This is a genomic window from Bradyrhizobium sp. LB13.1 (assembly GCF_054056815.1).
The window spans coordinates 4,147,688-4,164,693 of sequence record NZ_JBSRYQ010000001.1; the positions used below are offsets into that span (position 1 = coordinate 4,147,688).

Genomic DNA, 17,006 nt, shown 5'->3' on the forward strand with positions numbered 1-17,006 from the left:
GTTGTCGCATGGATGAAAGCTCCGGCTACTGCGATCGAACAATAGGAAGCCGCGCGAGCGCGGGTATTTCCAGAACGCACGTCCTGCTGCTCGGCTGCACGACGACGAGGCACTTCGTGCGCCGCATTCGCTCTCGCGCGACCATTTTGGCGGGCCGCCTCGTCGTCGGCCCTGAAAGTGCTTTCGCTATCTCAGAATGGCCCGCGCGTGCGCGATCTCCCGGCCGCACGCGGCGATGTCGCCGCCGCGATTGGCGGTGCGCGCGCGATCGAGCGAGTCGAGCGCGTCGGTGAAATCGACGCCGTTGCCACCTGCTGCTTCCGCGAGCGAGCGGGGCGTGGGTTGATGGCCGCGCAGCGCGCTGAGGCTCTCCGGCTGCCAGCCGTGGGAGCCCGCGTCCTTTTCTATGGCCAGATCGAGCTGGGCCTGGGTGTGCGCGATGTCATCCGTGCAGGTTCCGGCACGAGCCGGCATCGTTGCGCACAGCAGTGCGAAGAGGGCGGCGCTGTACTTTGCGATGGATGTCATTGTTCGATCCTATGCTTGGATTTCGGGTGACGTCAGGAACGTTGCCGTGAATGACAGAGCGCGTATCGATCGTCTTTCGTGTACGAACGCCGGCCGTTCACGCTTGCGAGAGGTCATGTCATGAATGTCAGCGTGCATCACGTGAGCCTCGGAAATGCATCTCTCGGCCGGGCCGCGTCCGGAGGATGGTCGAACAGCGATCGTCGCAGCTCACGTTTCCGGGCGTGCGAAGTGGCAAGGATAGTTGTTTGCGGAAATACGCAAGCAAGCTTCGAAACTAGTCTCGCGTCAGCCCAACCCGGAGTGATCCCGACATGAAACACCTCAACGCTGGCCTCGCCTTTGCCGCCGCCGTTTCGCTATTCTCGACCGTCGCCCCGGCGCGCGCGGAACCGCTAAAGAACATCGTGCTGGTGCACGGCGCCTGGGTGGATGGGTCCGGCTGGAAGCCGGTCTACGAGATCCTGACCAGGGAAGGCTTCCGCGTCACCATGGTGCAGGAGCCCGAGACCTCGTTCGCCGACGACGTCACTGCGGCCAAGCGCATTCTCGATCTGCAGGATGGCCCGACGCTTCTCGTCGGTCACAGCTACGGTGGTTCGATCATCACCGAGGCCGGCGTTCATCCCAACGTCGTTGGTCTTGTCTACGTCGCCGCACATGCGCCTGACGTCGGAGAGGACGAATCGGCGCTGGGCAAGAAGACGCCGAGCGTGCTCGGGAAGACCGAAGGCGTCATCAAGGTGACGCCCGACAAGTTCACCTATCTCGATCCCGTGCAATTCCCGAAATTGTTCGCGCCGGATCTGCCGCGCGAGCGGGCCGAGTTCGTCGCGCGCTCGCAGGTCCCGGCCGCGACCCAGGTCTTCAGCACGCCGCTGAAAGCGGCGGCGTGGAAGACCAAGCCGAGCTGGGGCATCGTCGCCGGCAACGACCAGATCATCAGTCCGGATCTGGAGCGTTGGTACTACGAGCGCGCCAAGAGCCAGACCACCGTGATCCCGGGCGCCAGCCACTCGGTGTACGAGTCGCGTCCGAAGGAAGTGGCGGCGGTCATCACCCGCGCCGCGCGCAGTATCCAGCCGTCGGTTACGCGCTGATCACCCTTCGCTGGTCCTGACGCACGGACGACCGGCAGAAGGAAGGACGGCGGGAGTTACAACCCTCCCGCCGTCCCGACTGTCCCAAAATTCACGAACGCAATCGAAGAAGCGCTGATGCTTCTGTGCGGCGCCGGTCTGAGGGAATGACGGTCATGACGAGCTGGCAGAACAATCGAGCCGCGCGCGATGCGCGCATTGCGGCGGGAGCTGGCCTTGCCCGCGGCAAGATCGTCGAAGCGCACGACGTGACGCGCCTGCTGGAGGCCGTGATCCGGTCGGGCGACCGGGTTTGCCTGGAGGGCGACAACCAGAAGCAGGCGGATCTCTTGAGCCGCGCGCTGCTGGCGGTCGATCTCTCCAAGGTCAACAATCTGCATATGGTGCAGTCGGGTGTCGTTCTCCCCGAACATCTGGACCTCTTCGACCGCGGCGTTGCGAAGCGGCTGGACTATGCCTATTCCGGGCCGCAATCGGCACGCATTGCGCGCATGCTGTTCGGCGGCAAGATCGAGCTGGGCGCGGTTCACACCTATCTCGAGCTGTTCGCCCGCTACTTCATTGACCTCACGCCGCACGTCGCGCTGATTGCAGCCGTCAGCGCGGACCGCGACGGAAATCTCTACACCGGCCCGAACACCGAGGACACGCCCACCGTCGTGGAGGCGACGGCGTTCAAGGACGGTGTTGTGATCGCCCAGGTCAACGAGATCGTCGAGACCGTGCCGCGGGTCGATATCCCAGCCGACCGGGTCCACTTCATCGTCAGGGCCGACAAGCCGTTCTTCGTCGAGCCGCTGTTCACGCGCGATCCGGCTGCGATCACGGAAGGCCAGATACTGACGGCGATGCTCGCGATCAAGGGAGTCTATGCTCCTTATGGTGTGCAGCGGCTCAATCACGGCATCGGCTTCAGCACGGCCGCGATCGAGCTGTTGCTGCCGACATTCGGCGAGAGGCTGGGGCTGAAGGGCAGGATCGCGACCCACTTCGCGCTGAATCCGCATCCCGCGCTCATTCCCGCAATCGAGTCCGGCTGGGTGCGGCAGATCCACTCGTTCGGGTCGGAGGTCGGCATGGACGATTACATCCGCGCCCGCTCCGACATCTACTTCACCGGTTCCGACGGTTCGTTGCGCTCCAACCGCGCCTTCTGTCAGACCGCCGGGCTCTATGCCTGCGACATGTTCATCGGCTCCACGCTGCAGATCGATCTGCAAGGTAATTCGTCGACCGTCACCACCTCGCGCATTGCAGGCTTCGGCGGCGCCCCGAACATGGGGGCGGATGCCCGTGGGCGGCGTCATCCGAGTGAGCCCTGGCTGAAGGCCGGAGCGGAGGCCATCCGGACGGCGCGGCACTGATGCGCCGTGGCCGCAAGCTGGTCGTGCAGATCGGCGAGACGTTCGGCGACAAGAACGTGCCGCTGTTCGTCGAGGAGCTCGATGCGATCGAGCTCGCCGAGAAGCTGAAGCTCGATCTCGCGCCGGTCATGATCTACGGCGACGACGTCACGCACATCGTCACCGAAGAGGGCGTCGCGAACCTGTTGCTGTGCCGCACCGCGCAGGAGCGCGAGCAGGCCATTCGCGCGGCGTTGCCGGCTATACCGATGTCGGCCGTCGGCGGGACCGCGGCATGGTCTCGCGCTTGCGCGAGCGCGGCGTGATCCGCCGGCCGGAGGATCTCGGCATCAATCCGCTCGATGCGGATCGCAGCCTGCTGGCGGCGCGCTCGATCAAGGATCTCGTGCGCTGGTCAGGCGGCTTGTACGCACCTCCGTCGAAATTCAGGAACTGGTGAGGACCCGCCATGGAAGCTCTCAGCTTTCGACATCCGGTCCGCTCCCGCGCGGACGGCGCCAGGCGAAGCGCGATTGTCGGCGTGGTCGCCTCGGGCAACCTCGAGGTGCTGGTGGAGCGTGTGCTGCCGGACGCGGAATGTGCTATCGAGATCAAGACCGCGGCGGTCGGATTCGGTGAGGTCTGGAGTGCCGTGATCGACGATTTCGTCGAGCGCTATTCACCCGGCGGGCTGAAGTTCTCGATCAATGACGGCGGCGCGCGTCCCGATACGGTCTCGCTCCGTCTGGCCCAGGCGGTGCGATTGATCACGGAGAACGGCCAATGACCGCGCCGCTCAAGGACATCACCCCGGCCGAACGGGCTCGCAGCACCAGCTTCTACGAGGCGTCGGCCCGCACGCGGCTGGAGCTGCTGCTCGATGCCAACAGCTTCGTCGAGTTCATCGGGTCGGAGCAGCGCGAGGTCAGCCCGCATCTAAAGATCTTCGATCTACCCGAGCAGTTCGACGACGGCATCGTCGTCGGTCACGGCCGCCTCGGTGGCTCGCCCGTGTTCGTCGCCGCGCAAGAGGGCCGTTTCATGGGCGGCGCCTTCGGGGAGGTGCACGGCGCCAAGCTGACTGGGCTGCTCCGCGCCGCGCGCCAGATCGGCTCGATTCCTGTGCTGATCCTGTTCGATACCGGCGGCGTCCGGCTGCAGGAAGCCAATGCCGGCGAGCTTGCCATCGCCGAGATCATGCGCGCCGTGATGGAGGCGCGTAGCGCCGGCGTGAAGGTCATCGGTCTGATCGGCGGCAGGTCCGGATGCTATGGCGGCGGCGGCCTGATCGCAGGCTGTTGCTCCGCGCTCGCCGTCTCCGAGCCGGGGCGCATCGCGGTGTCGGGCCCGGAAGTCATCGAGACCAATCGCGGCGTTGAGGAATTCGACTCCCGCGATCGCGCTTTGGTCTGGCGTACCATGGGCGGCAAGCATCGCCGTCTGCTCGGCGCCGCCGATGCATTCGCCGACGACAATGTGCAGGATTTTCGCGAGGCCGCGCTGGAACTGCTCGGCCTGGTCGGACCTTTCGGTCTCGACAGGTTGAAGGCCGAACAGGATCGGCTTGCCGGCCGGCTGCGCAGCTTCGGTGCCTGCGCGGATGCCGTCGACATCTGGACGGTGGAAGGCATCGCGGATGCTCAAGCCGTTCCCGAGCTGCCGGCCGATGAGTTCATTGCCCTTGCCAACCGGATCGGGAGGACCAGCCGTGACGCTCGATGATATTATCGCCTCGCTCTTTCCCGACGGCCACGAGGTGAGGCGCGACAAGGGCGTCATCCTCGGCTCGGCGACGCTGCGATCCGGTGGCCGGATGCTCGTGCTTGGCGTTGCAGACCGGACTGCGCTGGGCGTCGACGAGGCGATCAGATTGTCAGGCCATGTCCTGGAGTCGATCGGCCGGAATTCCGGTCCGATCCTGGTGCTGGTCGACAGCGACAGCCAGCGCATGAGCAAGCGCGACGAGCTGCTCGGGCTGAATGAATTTCTCGCGCATCTGGCGAAGGTGCTGATCCATGCGGACATGAACGGTCGCCCGACCATCGGCCTCCTGTACGGTCATTCGGCCGCGGGTGCCCTGCTTGCGACAGGCCTTGCAACGCGCGTGCTGGTCGGATTGCCCGGGGCCGATCCCGCGGTGATGGACCTGCCGTCGATGGCGAAGGTCACCAAGCTGTCGATGGAGGCGCTGCAGGAGAAGGCGAAGTCGACGCCGGTGTTCGCGCCGGGCCTGTCCAATCTTGCGCAGATGGGCGCCGTTCACATGACATGGAGCAATGCCGGCTCGCTCGCCGACCAGCTGGAGGCGTTGCTCGCCGACATGCCGGCCGCGCAGGACCGGCGGGATGCGCTCGGCAAGGAGCGTGGCGGCCGGCTCAAGGCCGCCGAGATTGCGGAGCGTGTTCGTGACCTGGCCCTGCAAGCACGGTGAGCATCCACCGGGTCGTCATGACCTCGTCTTCGTCAGCCCCGCGGGATGGCGCGCGATGCTGGACGCGCGCGACGATCTCGCAGCCGATTCCCTTCTCGCGCGCTGGCCCAAAATGCGATGGCCGACGATCAGGCGTCGCGCTTTGCCATGCGAGGCAGGCGGCCTCGCGCTGGGCCTGCCCTTGCCGCCCTCGGCCGGCAGGAAACGGATCTGCCTTATGGTTGATATCGACCACGTCGCCTCGGTCGCGAGGCCGCCATTGTTGCGGCAGGCGCGGGCTTACGCGCCGCGCAACTGGTGGCCGACGCTCGACCGGCTCGACGGGCTGGCGCTTCGCCATGCGGTGGACGCGCGCGTCTTCGGCAGCCTGGCCTGGCAGTCGTTGACCGGGCTCGACTACGTCACCGGCCGTTCCGACCTCGATGTCCTGTTCGAGTTTCAAGGTGAAACCGACATAGATCGTTTCATTGCCGAAGTCGCCGCGATCGAGACCGGCGCGCCGGTGCGGCTTGATGGCGAGCTGATGGGCGCCGACGGCGCCGCGGTCAACTGGCGCGAATTCCACGGCGGCGCGGGCGAGCTTCTGGTCAAGAGCATCGAGCGCGTGGTCTTGCTCGGCAGGCAGCAATTCATTTCGAGAGCTAGGGGATCATGATCACCACGGCTGCAAGAGGCGTGGAACGGCCGGTTCTGCGCCGGGCGCAGATCGGGCCCGATGTCTCCGCGGTCGGCGCTGTCGCCGCCGATTGCCTCGTCCAGGAGCTCGAAACCTGGCCGAAGCCGGGGCTCGTGAGCCATGTCGACAATGGCAGTCACGACGACATGGATGCGGCCACGTTTCGTCGCAGCGCCGCGGCCATCGGACCCTATCTGCGACGCCTGGCCGATGCGGGTGCGCATGGCTGCGGCATGGGGCGGCTTCGCATCATCGGCCTTGAAGCGGAGCGCGCCATGCTGGCGGCGACTGCGGGGGTCAACACGCACCGTGGCGCAATCTTCGGGCTCGGCCTGCTGTGCGCGGCGGCTGGTGCGAGAGCCGGCGGGTTGGTCGATCCCGGGCTACCGCTTGGCGATGTCGTGGCGCGCCTGTGGGGCGACGGCATACTCGATGGTCCAGTGCTGCTGCACAGTCACGGCAGCGTGGCCCGCCGCCGCTTTCGCGCGGGCGGTGCGCGCATCGAGGCCGCGACGGGATTTCCCAGCGTGTACCGGATCGGCTTGCCGTCCCTGCGCAGAGCAACGTCTGTCGTGCCGCAGGATGTGGAAGCCGCTCGGGTTGAAGCGTGCTTCGCCCTGATCGCATCCGTCGAAGACACCAATCTTCTACATCGCGGCGGGCTCGACGGCCTCCGCTTCGCGCATGACGAGGCGCGGAGCTTCATCGCTTCAGGCGGCGTCCGCGCGCCCGGCTGGCGTGCGCGGGCGCAATCGATCCACGAAAGCTTCGTCGCCCGCCGTCTCAGCCCGGGTGGATCGGCCGACCTGCTCGCTATGACGCTATTCGTCGACGCCCACGAAAGGCCGGTTCCATGACGTCTAACGCGATCCTGATGGCGCTGGTGCCGGTCTTCTTCGTTCTATTGCTGGGATATGCCGCCGGAAAATTTCATATCGTCGACAATCTTCACGTCGACGCCCTCAACGCACTCGTGATGGATTTTGCGTTGCCGGCCTCGCTGTTCGCCGCGACCGCCTCGGCGTCGCGCCGCGAGATGATCGAGCAGATCCCGCTCTTCCTGGTGCTCGGCGTGACGATGCTGCTGCTCTATATCGCCTGGTATTTTGCCGCACGTGGATTCTCCAAGGTCTCCCGGTCGGAAGCATCGTTACAGGCGTTGACGATCGGCTTTCCGAATCTCGCCGGCGTGGGCCTTCCGATCATGACGTCGGTCGTGGGGCCGGCCGGCACTGTCCCGGTTGCCGTTGCATTGGCGGCGGGCTCGATTCTCATCAGTCCGCTAACGCTGATCATCGCGGAAATGGGCGCCGCCAAGGCTCGCGGTGAGCAAATGGCGACGCTGCAGGTCCTGACGGCAATCCGGCGTGCGATCACCAAGCCGGTGGTGCTCGCGCCCGGGCTTGGCATCCTGTTCTCGTTGTCGGATGTGAGTCTCGACGCGCTTGCGCATGCGAGCCTCGCGCTGATCGGAAGTTCGGCCGCCGGCGTCGCCCTGTTCCTCACAGGAGCCATTCTGTCGGCGCAGTCGTTTCGGCTGGATTGGAAGATCACCGCTGCAACGGTGGCCTCGGACATCGGGCGCCCGCTGTTGGCGGTTGCGGTCATTTGCGTCATTCCGATCACGCAGGATGCTGCCAAAACGGCTATTCTGCTCGCCGCCATCCCCTCGGGCTTTTTTGGAATCTTATTCGCAGTCAACTACCGGCTGGATTCCGCAAGGGCAGGGTCCATGGTCATCGCCAGCACCGGATTCAGCGCCGTGACCCTGGCGATCGCGATCGCGCTGCTCTTTCCTCATTAGGCCGGGACCATGACGCTTGCGATCCTTTGCGCGGGGCAAGGCAGGCAGCATCGGGACATGTTCGCTCTCACGGGCGATGCGCCGGAAGCCGCGCAGCTGTTTGGGCACGCGGCCGCATTGCTCGGCGGCAGGGATCCGCGCGATTTGGTGCGCGGCGAAGCCGATGAGGCCATGCATCGCAACCGTGCCGGCCAGATTCTCTGCACCTTGCAGTCGCTCGCTGCGGCGCGCGCGCTCGCGGAGGTCATCCCACATGGCGTCATCATTGCCGGCTATAGCGTCGGCGAGGTCGCCGCCTGGGGTGTGGGCGGCTTGTTCGATGCTATCACCACGCTCGATCTCGTGGCGCGCCGCGCAGAGGCCATGGATGCGGCTACGCGCGCGGGCGACGGGCTGATCTTCGTCCGCGGCCTTTCGCCAGACGCGATCGGTCGCCTTTGCGAGTGCCACGGCGCAGCGATCGCCATCGTCAATCCGGGCGACGCCTTTGTCATCGGCGGCGGCCGTGAGGCGCTGAGCGGGATTGCCATCGACGCGCGGGCCATGCACGCCGCAAGGATCGTCACGTTACCGGTCGAGGTTGCCTCCCACACCAAACGGCTCGCCGCGGCGTCCGCCGTCTTTCGTGAAACCTTGCGCCTGGCACCGGTGGTCTTCCCGCCGAGGATCGGTGCGCGCATTCTGAGCGGAATAGATGCCAGTCCGGTCGTCTCGGCCGAGAGCGGTCTCGACAAGCTTGCCGCACAGATCTCGCACACCGTGCAGTGGGCAGATTGCCTGCAAGCCTGTGTCGAAGCGGGTGCGACGGGATTTCTCGATCTGGGGCCGGGACATGCGCTGAGCAGCATGGCCGCGGAAATCGCGGCCGGACTTCCGGCTCGCTCTCTGGATGATTTCAGGAGTCTTCAGGGCGTCCGCGCCTGGGTTGCGCCTCACCTGAGCGCCTAAACGCGACAAGAGAGACGATGCCGTCGATCGCGTCGTCGAAAAAGAGGGGCCGTCCTTGGGGGGAGGACGGCCCCAAAATGCTCGTATGCCCAGGGAGGAGAAAGGCTCGAGCCGTGACTTGGGGGTCTCAGTCACCTAACACGCGCAGCATCGCCAATCCCGCGGCCGAAGTATTTCACGAACCCCGGCTGTTTCTCATTTCGCATGATTCACGTGAAGTCCGCGGGCAGCACGCAAGACACGGCCTTGCAGGTCGAAGCCAGATCGCTGCCGGCGAATCTGGAGGGAGCCGACGCGTTCCGGCTGGCGCATCGCCAGCGCGCGGGAGTTTCGCCCGTGATCCGCCTGAAGACGGTCGAGAAATGCGCCTGCGTGCAAAAGCCGACGGTCAGCGCCACCTCGACCAGGGCCGTTTCGGAATTCGATAGCAGCGATTTCGCACGCTCGATGCGCTGATGCAGCAGGTATTCCCGCGGTCGGTATCCAGTGGCGGCGCGAAACTGCGCCGCGAAGTGCATCCGGGACAGTCCCGCGACCTTGGCAAGCTCGGACAGGGTGATGCAGTGGTCGAAGTGCGTCCCGACATACTCTTCGATGCGCCGCAGCCGCCATTTCGGCAACGCATTGACTTTCGCGTGCGGGAGTTCGCGCCGGGCAATGTGCATTGCTAGCGTCTGACCGATGCAGCGCGCGAATTCCCAGTCGGCCCAATGGCCGCGTTCGGTCAGCGCTTTCGCAAGCTGCTCGGCGAACGAGTCGCGGAGCAGGATGAGGTCGTTGAGATCTTCGGCCGAAGCAGGTCCTACTCCAGGTCGAGGCGGAAAATAGCGGTTGGCAGAGACATGGAAGTGCAGGAAATCGCACGGCGCGTAGAACTGCGCACTGAGCTGCTGCGACGGTGCGCCGATATACAGCGTGCCTGCCGGCATGACGCCGTCGAAGATGGTGTGACGGCCTCTGGTCAGTTTGACGCGTGTGGTCTTTAAGGCGATGGCCAGGAAGTATCGGTCGCAAGGTGTCCGGGCTTCTTCGTGCCTTCTGACCGTTTGCGCAGAGGTCCAACGCGAGATCGTAATGTCCTCGGACGCGGTGCCGGCACGTTGGTTAGGCTGGCGCCACCTGCGTTCGAGGGAAATTGCGCGAGACTCTTGCGGGGAATCCGGTTCGCGTTGGCTGGGTTGATACGTCACCCGGGCGCCGGCCGCTTGCATATCAGTGAGCATCGTTCGTCCCCGTATCCTGGATTCTGCTGCCGTCGCGACGGCTGCTGAATGCAAATGATCCATGTTCGAACGATAGGTGCGACCTTGTCGAAAGGCTCGTTAAGGAAGCTTAAGCGGTATTAGATTTTGCAAATGCGAGAGGTGCGACCGCGTGTCGCGAAAAGTTCAATTGAACCAAAGAGATCAAGTACATGTCTAGTGATGTCTGATGTTAGGCGCGGCACCACCGGACGAGAGGTGCATGCGGTACCGTCTCCCCGGCCGGGCTTCTTCGTGCGATTCAGGGCAGGCGTGGCGAGGCGCCGAGGCCGGGTGCGATCGTGTCCGCCGGGGGAGCCACGAGTTCGCGCGAATACGGAACCGCTTCCACCTCGGGGCGCTGCTGGGATGTGGCTTGAAGGCAGTTCGCGCGAGGCGGATGTCCCGCGCCGAACAGATCGGCGACGGGATCGACGAAATTCGCGCGCAACCGTTCAAACGGGGTTTGGGGTTCGCTCGAGGACTGCCGGATCGTCACCGTCGCCGTCATGCCGGAGACTAGCGGCACCTCCGGCGGCACCGCGTCGATGGCGACGCGAACCGGAACGCGCTGCGCAAGCCGCACCCACGTGTAGATGGGGTCGACGTTGGGCAAGCCCTGCGTGCCCGTGGCGGCGTTCGACACGCTGATACCGCGCGTCACGGTCTTCACATGCCCCAGAATCGGCTTCGAGTAGCCGACCAGTTGCGCTTCGGCGCGATCGCCGACGCAGACTCGGGCCATCTTGGTCTCCTCAAAATAGCCGTCGATCCAGAAACTGTTGGAGTCGATGATTGAAATGTTGCTGACGCCAGTGGCGGCATAGTCTCCTGCGCGCAGCAGGAGATTGGTGACGTAGCCATCGACGGGACTGGTCACGCTGGTCCGTTTCAGATTTAGTTCCGCCTGTGCAAGCTGGTGCGCTGCCGCCTCGTAGGCGGCCTTTGCCTGCGCTGCGTTGCCTGCAAAGATCTGCTGTTCTTCGGGTGTCGTCGCAAGATTGGACAGATGCTGGCGCCGGTTGAACTGGGCTTGCTTGACCTCCAGGTCCGCCGCCCGTTGGTCGAGGACGGCCTTGCCGACGCGGACGGCAACGTCGAAGTCGAACGGGTCGACGATGTAGAGGACGTCGCCCTTGTGGACGAACTGGTTGTCGGCCACCCGCAGCTCCACGATCTTGCCTGAAACTTGCGGCGCGACATTGGCGACCTGGACGCGCACGCTGCCATTCCGCGTCCAGGGCGCGGTGACGTAATGCTGCCACGTCGCGACCGATATCAGGACGGCGACCAACGCGATTGCGAGGGTCGCAAGATGCCTGCCGAGGCCGGCCTTGAACCGTCCGAGGGGATTGCGTCGTGGCATCGCGGGGGGCGGCGCCTGCCAGGGCGCTTTGTCGTCGGCGCTCCGATTGCTGGTGTCGCGCGCCTCGGGTTCTTCGAGGCCGGATCGATCAACGGTGTCGGAGGCACCCCGCTGTGCTCCGCCCAGCGTTTCGTCATAGAACAGTGGAGAGGTATCTTGGGGAAGGGCGCTAGCCATGACTCTTCTCCTAGAAAAACAATGCCAACAGACCGAACATCGCCACATAGAGGCTGAGCTCGGCCAGTGACGGGTTACTGAAACATTCCGCAAATCCGACGAGGCGCAGCACCGGCCGAAGCATCAGGAACGCGACCAGCGCGATAGCCGCATAGGAGATGATGGGAGCAATGAGCACGCCATCGAAGACGAGCTCCCGATACGTGTTCATCATGACCGCTTCTCTTGGCTGGTGCCGGTGAGAGTCTGCGGCGCTCCGAACGTAATGCTCGCAGGGACGAGCACGGCAAGAGCCGCATCGGCAGACAGGCCGCTTTGAGCTGCCGCTTGGCGCAGCGCCTCGGCAGCCCCGAGGATCGCTGCACCGCTCCGCAGCGCAACCGCTGTTTCAGCGGCACGCGCGGCACCGGCAAGCGGTCCTGCCTTTAGCCGCTCTATTTCCGCGCGGCATCGCCGCAGAATCGCCGCCCTGTCGAAGCAGTGCATCGCTTCGGCGACGGTCCGATCGGCAATCGGGGAAGCGCCCTTGGCCGTTACGATCTGCTCGATCCGTGCCGCGTCGCGAAACGTGGCTTCCCCGGGTGCGAGATGCCGGGTTCGCCCGCTGTCCAGGTGATCTAGCTCGCGCTTTGCCTCTTCCAGCAACAGCCCGATCCGCTGCTCGCCCGACAGGGGAGGGAGCAAAAGCTGCGCCGCCAAGACCAGGGCTGAAGACAGACAGACAAAGAGGCACGTCACCAGAAACACCTCTGGATCGTAGCTCTGAGGGTTGGTCGGCGTGAGGGTGGCGAGCGTGAACACCAGTGTGAGGCGTCCCAGTGGTGACAATATGCGGCTTGGCAGCGATATCAGCAGCGCAAGGCCAATGACGACGGGCGCAAGACCGATCGCCAGCAGTTGGAACTCGGATACGCCGTTGAAGACGAGGTATTTCAGGACCCCGGCCAGCACGCACGCGATCGGCGTTGCCATCGCCGCCGTCATGGTGAAACTGCGTGGCTCGGGGGACGTCGAGCCGAGGCCCGTAATGACCGCGACCAGCGAAAGGCAGAGCTCGGTAGCGGGCCAGCCCGCCAGCATGAAGAAGCCCGCGACCAGCGCGAAATAGATCGCCGCCCGCGCGCCGCTTTCGGCCGCGATGCGGCGCGAGCGATACAGGGGCGCACGCCACGCGTGGGAGGGGTACCTTCCGTCATGCAGTGCATTGAGGCTGCTGCGCAAGTCTGCGTTCTTGCGGTCGATGTCGCTGCGAAGGTAAGTCCGGCAGATCGTCATCAGGGCCGATCTGCCGTGACGCGGATCGTCCCTGGCCGGGACGGAAGCGACGGATAGCGCTGCGAGCATGCGGGCGAGAGACAACGCGCTGACGAGATCAACGAGCACCGAGCGGGCGGCCGCGGTTCTCGCCGAGCCGTTGCTTGACTCCGTCGCGAGGCTGGCGATCTCCGGACGCAGCGCCGCGATATCGTGTAAAAGACCTGCCGCGATCGGTGCGTATGAAGCTTCACCGCGATCGGCGCCTTGCGCGAAGTCCATGACGCGGCGGCGCAGCGCCTCCATGCGGCCTGCCAGAACCGGATGGTAGTCCGGCGCGGCCAGCACCTCGTTGACCAGCGCCACCGCAAGAACGCCGATGCCGATGGCGGCGCCGCGCGCGATGCCGGTCGGGAATACCCTGAGCGGGCTGTCGATCTGCTGAATGGCAATCAGCGCGACCGTGGTGCAGCAGAGAGACGCTGCATAAGCGCGATTGCCGTCGAGCATCCCGACGACGTAGACGCAAAGGCCAACCCAAATGCCGAGCACTGCGAGCAGGAGACCGTCGGTTTGGGAAAACATGCTGGCGATCGCGATCGATGCCGCCACGCCGATGCCGGTTGCAAGCAGCCGGTAGCCGGCCTTTTCCATGCCTTGACCGCGCGTGGGCAGTGCCAGGATCACTACGGTGAGGGCTGACGACGAGGGCGATTCAAGCTCGAGCCAGAAGCTCACATAGAGCGCGAGAAGCATCGCGAGCCACACCCGCAGCGCAAAGGCCCAGGAGCTTGCCGGAAACCCGGCGAAGACCAACGGGCGCGCCTCGGCGGCGGCATCGGCATTGATTTGCATCGCGCGAGATCCTCCCGGCAGAGCGGTCGGCGCTGCCAATGTCGTGATACGCCTCCGAGTATGAGATGTGCCGGGTTCGCCGGTATTTCCGGTTCACCAATCTGGTTGCCGGAATGCACGTTGGGTCGCGAGAAAAGGGCTGTCGTCCGCTCAGCCGCGGGCCGGACTATTGCGGCCGTGGCCCGCCAGCGCCTCTTCGAGGCAGCGGATGATTTCGTCGCCGCTGGAGGGCTTGCCGAGAAAGCAATGCGCGCCTGCCGCCATCACGCGCTGACGCACGGATTCGCTCGGAAACGCCGTCATGAAGATGATCGGGAAATTGCGGCCTGCGGCAACCAGCCGGGCCTGCAGCTCATCGCCGGTGATGACAGGCATCTGGACGTCGGCGATCATGCATGCCGGATCGTCTCCTGGCGCCTTCCGCAGGAAGTCCATGCCGTTTTCGTAGGCCTGCGCATCATAGCCGACCGAACGCACGAGGCTCGCCAGCGACGCGCGAACGCCTTCGTCGTCGTCCACGATCGCAATCACCGGGGTCTTGGCCATGGGCGCACAATCCTGACCGCGGTGTTCCGCAAGGAGAGCATCTCCCTTTGCGCGGCCGATGAGGCTTTATGCACCCGGGGCAGTCCCGCCGGAATTATACTCAGGTTTGGTCCGTAGTCCTGCGGGTCTGGGAAACTCCGAGCGCCTCGGCCTTGCGAACGAGGTCGGCGAACGACCGGACCCCCATTTTGCGCATAACGTTCCCCCGGTGGATCTTGACCGTGATCTCGCTGAGGCCGATCAGGGCGGCGACCTGCTTATTCATCAGGCCGGCGGTGACATGGCCCATCACCTCGCGCTCGCGCGCCGTCAGGGTCTCGTACTGGGCGCGGATGTCCTCCTTGGTCGCGGCTTCGGTCCGGTGCTGTGCATCGCGCTCGAGCGCCGCCGTCACTGCGTCGAGCATGTCCTGGTCGCGAAATGGCTTGGAGAGAAAATCGACGGCGCCGGCCTTCATGGCACGGACGGACATCGGAATGTCCCCATGGCCCGTCATGAAGATGATCGGATAGCTGATGCCCTGCCGGACGAGCTGGCTCTGCAGATCGAGCCCGCTCACACCGGGAAGGCGGACGTCCAGCACGATGCAGCCAGGGCCGTCGGGCAGCGAGCCGCCGAGCAGTTCGGCCGGCGAGCCGAACAGGCGCGTATCGAGGCCGACGGATCGGAACAGGCTGTCGAGCGAGGCGCGGATCCCCGCATCATCATCAACGATGATGACGACGGAGTTGAGGGATCCGCCCGGCGGTTGCGCGTGATCTGGTCGTGTCATGGTCGAGTGTTTTCTTGGCTGTATGGCAGTGTCAGGCGGAATGTCGCTCCCGCGCCGGGCGTACTCTCGGCGGACAACTGGCCGCCGTGAGCTTCCGCCGTCGTTCGGCAGATCGCAAGTCCCATGCCCATTCCGCCGCGCTTCGTCGTGAAGAACGGATCAAACAGGCGCGGCAGATCGTCGGGAAGGATGCCGGGGCCGCTGTCTTGCACCATGATGGCGAGGCTTTCGCCGTCGACATCGCTGGTGCGCAGCCTGACAGCGCGGGATTTGCGCTGGTCCGACATGGCCTGGCCGGCATTGACCAGCAGGTTGACGAGCACCTGCTGAAGCTGGATCCGGTCGCCGCGGATTGGCTTGAGGCCAGGTTCCGTCTCGACTGTGAGGACGACGTCATCATTCGCGAGTTCCCGTGCGACCAGAAGGGCCGCTTCCTGGATGATCTCGGCGATATCGAGACTGTCCGGCTCGGCAGGAGCCTTCTTCAGGAAAGTCCGGATGCGCGCCACGATCTCGCTGGCACGGCGGCCTTCCGCGACGATTTGGACGATCGTGGCTCCAACCTCGTCCAGATCAGGCACCTCGCGCCGCAGCCAGCGCAGGCCGGCCTCGCCACTGGTGACGATTGCCGCCAGCGGCTGGTTGACCTCGTGGGCAATGGAGGCGGTGAGCTCGCCGAGGGTGGCGACGCGCGCGGCATGGGCGAGTTCGGCCTGCGCCGCGAGCAACGCATCCTGCGCCTGCTTGCGCTCGGTGATGTCGATGACGAAGGCGAGTACGTTGCGATCACCGTCGGGCTCGGGGGGAAAGGTGATCGTGAACAGCACGGGAACCTTGCGTCCGTCGAGCCTGACGAGATCGGTCTCGCCTTCGTAGAACGGCTCGCCTTCCGCGAACGCGACCAATGCGTCGAGGAAATTCCGGTCGTTCTCGCCGAGAAGCCGGTCCACGTTCTCAATGAACATCGCGGCGCCCTGCGCCCCTGCCATCGCCTGCAGGGCCGGATTGACGTCGGTGATTCCAGCGAGCCCGCGGGCATGCCGGACGAAATCGGGGTGTCGCGCCAGATGGTCGCGCAGGCCGGCTCCTGCGGTCTTCAGCGATTGCAGCGCGGTTCGGAGTTCGCTCCAGTCCTCTTCGACCACGCCGATCCGGCTTGCGTCGAACATCCGGCGGTATCGCTGCTCGCTCTGCACCAGCGCGCTGTGTGCGGCCATGCGGTCGGTGACGTCGGTGTGCGTTTCAAGGACCCCGACGGGCTTGCCGAGACGGTCGTGCTGCAAGGCCCATCGGGCATCGACGGTGAGGGCGGCGCCGTCTTTCGTTCGCTGCTGCACGCGGCCTTCCCATCGACCGGTGTCGAGCAGGCCCGCTTCGATGACCTCGCGCCAGTCGGGATATCTGGTTTGCAGGAGCTCGTCGGCGAGCTGCCCGAGCGCCTCGTCGTCCGACCAGCCGTAGATCTGCTCGGCCGTCTTGTTCCAGTAGGTGATTACGCCGCCGCAATCCCTGACGAAGATCATGTCGTGCGAGAGGTTGAGCAGGCGCGCCTGCGCCGCGAGGCGCTTCGTTGCCGCGTGATTCTGCAGCGCCAGCAGGGTCGTGATCCCGATTGCCGCGAGGCTCACCAGCACGCGAAGCGCGGGCGAGGCGATGGTCCGCAGATCGTGCGACAGCAGATAGGCGGTTATCGTCAGGGCTATGCAGCCAGCTGCGGCGACGATGGTGTCGTCGCGCCGGTTGGTCTTCGCTGCGAGCAGGATCGCCACGACGTAGAGAACCGCCACCGCGCCCTCGAGCGGCGTCAGCACGTCAACCAGGAAAACCGCAAAGGCGAGGACGGCGGACCAGAACCGCAAGCCGGCGCGGCTTATGGATGAGCCCGTGGTCCGATCATGAGTCGTCATCGTCGCTGGAAGTCGTTCTTCTCATATCAGCAGCGTTGATGCCGCGATTTGATCGCGT

Annotated in this window: 16 protein-coding genes and 1 pseudogene; 9 read left to right on the forward strand and 8 right to left on the reverse strand. The window is 65.1% G+C overall.

The window, feature by feature from the left end:
- Nucleotides 1-186: 186 nt before the first annotated feature.
- Nucleotides 187-528, reverse strand: a complete 342-nt coding sequence (locus ACVWYI_RS19570; RefSeq protein ID WP_247445608.1) for a hypothetical protein — start codon at nt 526-528, stop codon at nt 187-189.
- Between the two features lie 314 nt (nt 529-842).
- Here ACVWYI_RS19570 and ACVWYI_RS19575 point away from each other — a divergent pair, with 314 nt between their 5' ends.
- The 9 genes and pseudogenes from ACVWYI_RS19575 to ACVWYI_RS19615 all read left to right on the forward strand — a co-directional run bounded on the left by ACVWYI_RS19575 (nt 843) and on the right by ACVWYI_RS19615 (nt 8,830).
- Nucleotides 843-1,628, forward strand: coding sequence for an alpha/beta hydrolase (locus ACVWYI_RS19575; protein ID WP_247445609.1), 786 nt, complete (start codon nt 843-845; stop codon nt 1,626-1,628).
- A gap of 155 nt (nt 1,629-1,783) precedes the next feature.
- A pseudogene (gene mdcA, locus ACVWYI_RS19580) lies at nt 1,784-3,431 on the forward strand (malonate decarboxylase subunit alpha).
- Nucleotides 3,432-3,440: 9 nt separating this feature from the next.
- Nucleotides 3,441-3,758 (forward strand): malonate decarboxylase acyl carrier protein, encoded by a 318-nt coding sequence (gene mdcC / locus ACVWYI_RS19585; RefSeq protein WP_456662931.1) that lies wholly within the window; start codon nt 3,441-3,443, stop codon nt 3,756-3,758.
- A complete protein-coding gene (locus ACVWYI_RS19590) occupies nt 3,755-4,693 on the forward strand; it encodes a biotin-independent malonate decarboxylase subunit beta (RefSeq protein WP_456662932.1) in 939 nt (312 codons plus the stop codon). Before mdcC ends, ACVWYI_RS19590 begins: the two co-directional genes overlap by 4 nt.
- On the forward strand, nt 4,680-5,402 hold the full coding sequence (gene mdcE / locus ACVWYI_RS19595; RefSeq protein ID WP_354103445.1) for a biotin-independent malonate decarboxylase subunit gamma: 723 nt from the start codon (nt 4,680-4,682) through the stop codon (nt 5,400-5,402). The genes ACVWYI_RS19590 and mdcE overlap by 14 nt, the downstream gene beginning before the upstream one ends.
- Entirely contained in the window at nt 5,377-6,057 is a 681-nt protein-coding gene (gene mdcG, locus ACVWYI_RS19600; RefSeq protein ID WP_456662933.1) for a malonate decarboxylase holo-[acyl-carrier-protein] synthase, read from the forward strand. Before mdcE ends, mdcG begins: the two co-directional genes overlap by 26 nt.
- Complete coding sequence (gene mdcB / locus ACVWYI_RS19605) at nt 6,054-6,935, forward strand: triphosphoribosyl-dephospho-CoA synthase MdcB (protein ID WP_456662934.1); 882 nt, start codon at nt 6,054-6,056, stop codon at nt 6,933-6,935. The genes mdcG and mdcB overlap by 4 nt, the downstream gene beginning before the upstream one ends.
- Entirely contained in the window at nt 6,932-7,882 is a 951-nt protein-coding gene (locus ACVWYI_RS19610) for an AEC family transporter (RefSeq protein ID WP_456662935.1), read from the forward strand. Before mdcB ends, ACVWYI_RS19610 begins: the two co-directional genes overlap by 4 nt.
- 9 nt (nt 7,883-7,891) lie before the next feature.
- Entirely contained in the window at nt 7,892-8,830 is a 939-nt protein-coding gene (locus tag ACVWYI_RS19615) for a malonate decarboxylase subunit epsilon (RefSeq protein WP_456662936.1), read from the forward strand.
- 209 nt (nt 8,831-9,039) lie between these two features.
- Here ACVWYI_RS19615 and ACVWYI_RS19620 read toward each other — a convergent pair whose 3' ends face one another.
- The 7 genes from ACVWYI_RS19620 to ACVWYI_RS19650 all read right to left on the reverse strand — a co-directional run bounded on the left by ACVWYI_RS19620 (nt 9,040) and on the right by ACVWYI_RS19650 (nt 16,948).
- Nucleotides 9,040-10,053, reverse strand: coding sequence for a helix-turn-helix domain-containing protein (locus tag ACVWYI_RS19620; RefSeq protein ID WP_456662937.1), 1,014 nt, complete (start codon nt 10,051-10,053; stop codon nt 9,040-9,042).
- A 280-nt stretch (nt 10,054-10,333) separates the two neighbouring features.
- Nucleotides 10,334-11,614, reverse strand: coding sequence for a biotin/lipoyl-binding protein (locus ACVWYI_RS19625; protein WP_456662938.1), 1,281 nt, complete (start codon nt 11,612-11,614; stop codon nt 10,334-10,336).
- Nucleotides 11,615-11,624: 10 nt separating this feature from the next.
- Nucleotides 11,625-11,828: a DUF1656 domain-containing protein gene (locus ACVWYI_RS19630; protein WP_456662939.1), complete on the reverse strand. Its 204-nt coding sequence runs from the start codon at nt 11,826-11,828 to the stop codon at nt 11,625-11,627.
- Nucleotides 11,825-13,723, reverse strand: coding sequence for an FUSC family protein (locus ACVWYI_RS19635; RefSeq protein WP_456662940.1), 1,899 nt, complete (start codon nt 13,721-13,723; stop codon nt 11,825-11,827). Before ACVWYI_RS19635 ends, ACVWYI_RS19630 begins: the two co-directional genes overlap by 4 nt.
- 150 nt (nt 13,724-13,873) lie before the next feature.
- Entirely contained in the window at nt 13,874-14,269 is a 396-nt protein-coding gene (locus ACVWYI_RS19640) for a response regulator transcription factor (RefSeq protein WP_456650108.1), read from the reverse strand.
- 100 nt (nt 14,270-14,369) lie between these two features.
- Complete coding sequence (locus ACVWYI_RS19645; protein ID WP_456662941.1) at nt 14,370-15,041, reverse strand: response regulator transcription factor; 672 nt, start codon at nt 15,039-15,041, stop codon at nt 14,370-14,372.
- Nucleotides 15,038-16,948, reverse strand: a complete 1,911-nt coding sequence (locus ACVWYI_RS19650; RefSeq protein ID WP_456662942.1) for a PAS domain-containing sensor histidine kinase — start codon at nt 16,946-16,948, stop codon at nt 15,038-15,040. The genes ACVWYI_RS19645 and ACVWYI_RS19650 overlap by 4 nt, the downstream gene beginning before the upstream one ends.
- Nucleotides 16,949-17,006 lie beyond the last annotated feature (58 nt).

Coding starts and splice junctions, on each gene's coding strand:
- ACVWYI_RS19570 (WP_247445608.1), bottom strand. CDS start 528: ATGACATCCATCGCAAAGTACAGCGCCGCCCTCTTCGCACTGCTGTGC.
- ACVWYI_RS19575 (WP_247445609.1), top strand. CDS start 843: ATGAAACACCTCAACGCTGGCCTCGCCTTTGCCGCCGCCGTTTCGCTA.
- mdcC (WP_456662931.1), top strand. CDS start 3,441: ATGGAAGCTCTCAGCTTTCGACATCCGGTCCGCTCCCGCGCGGACGGC.
- ACVWYI_RS19590 (WP_456662932.1), top strand. CDS start 3,755: ATGACCGCGCCGCTCAAGGACATCACCCCGGCCGAACGGGCTCGCAGC.
- mdcB (WP_456662934.1), top strand. CDS start 6,054: ATGATCACCACGGCTGCAAGAGGCGTGGAACGGCCGGTTCTGCGCCGG.
- ACVWYI_RS19610 (WP_456662935.1), top strand. CDS start 6,932: ATGACGTCTAACGCGATCCTGATGGCGCTGGTGCCGGTCTTCTTCGTT.
- ACVWYI_RS19615 (WP_456662936.1), top strand. CDS start 7,892: ATGACGCTTGCGATCCTTTGCGCGGGGCAAGGCAGGCAGCATCGGGAC.
- ACVWYI_RS19620 (WP_456662937.1), bottom strand. CDS start 10,053: ATGCTCACTGATATGCAAGCGGCCGGCGCCCGGGTGACGTATCAACCC.
- ACVWYI_RS19625 (WP_456662938.1), bottom strand. CDS start 11,614: ATGGCTAGCGCCCTTCCCCAAGATACCTCTCCACTGTTCTATGACGAA.
- ACVWYI_RS19630 (WP_456662939.1), bottom strand. CDS start 11,828: ATGATGAACACGTATCGGGAGCTCGTCTTCGATGGCGTGCTCATTGCT.
- ACVWYI_RS19635 (WP_456662940.1), bottom strand. CDS start 13,723: ATGCAAATCAATGCCGATGCCGCCGCCGAGGCGCGCCCGTTGGTCTTC.
- ACVWYI_RS19640 (WP_456650108.1), bottom strand. CDS start 14,269: ATGGCCAAGACCCCGGTGATTGCGATCGTGGACGACGACGAAGGCGTT.
- ACVWYI_RS19645 (WP_456662941.1), bottom strand. CDS start 15,041: ATGACACGACCAGATCACGCGCAACCGCCGGGCGGATCCCTCAACTCC.
- ACVWYI_RS19650 (WP_456662942.1), bottom strand. CDS start 16,948: ATGACGACTCATGATCGGACCACGGGCTCATCCATAAGCCGCGCCGGC.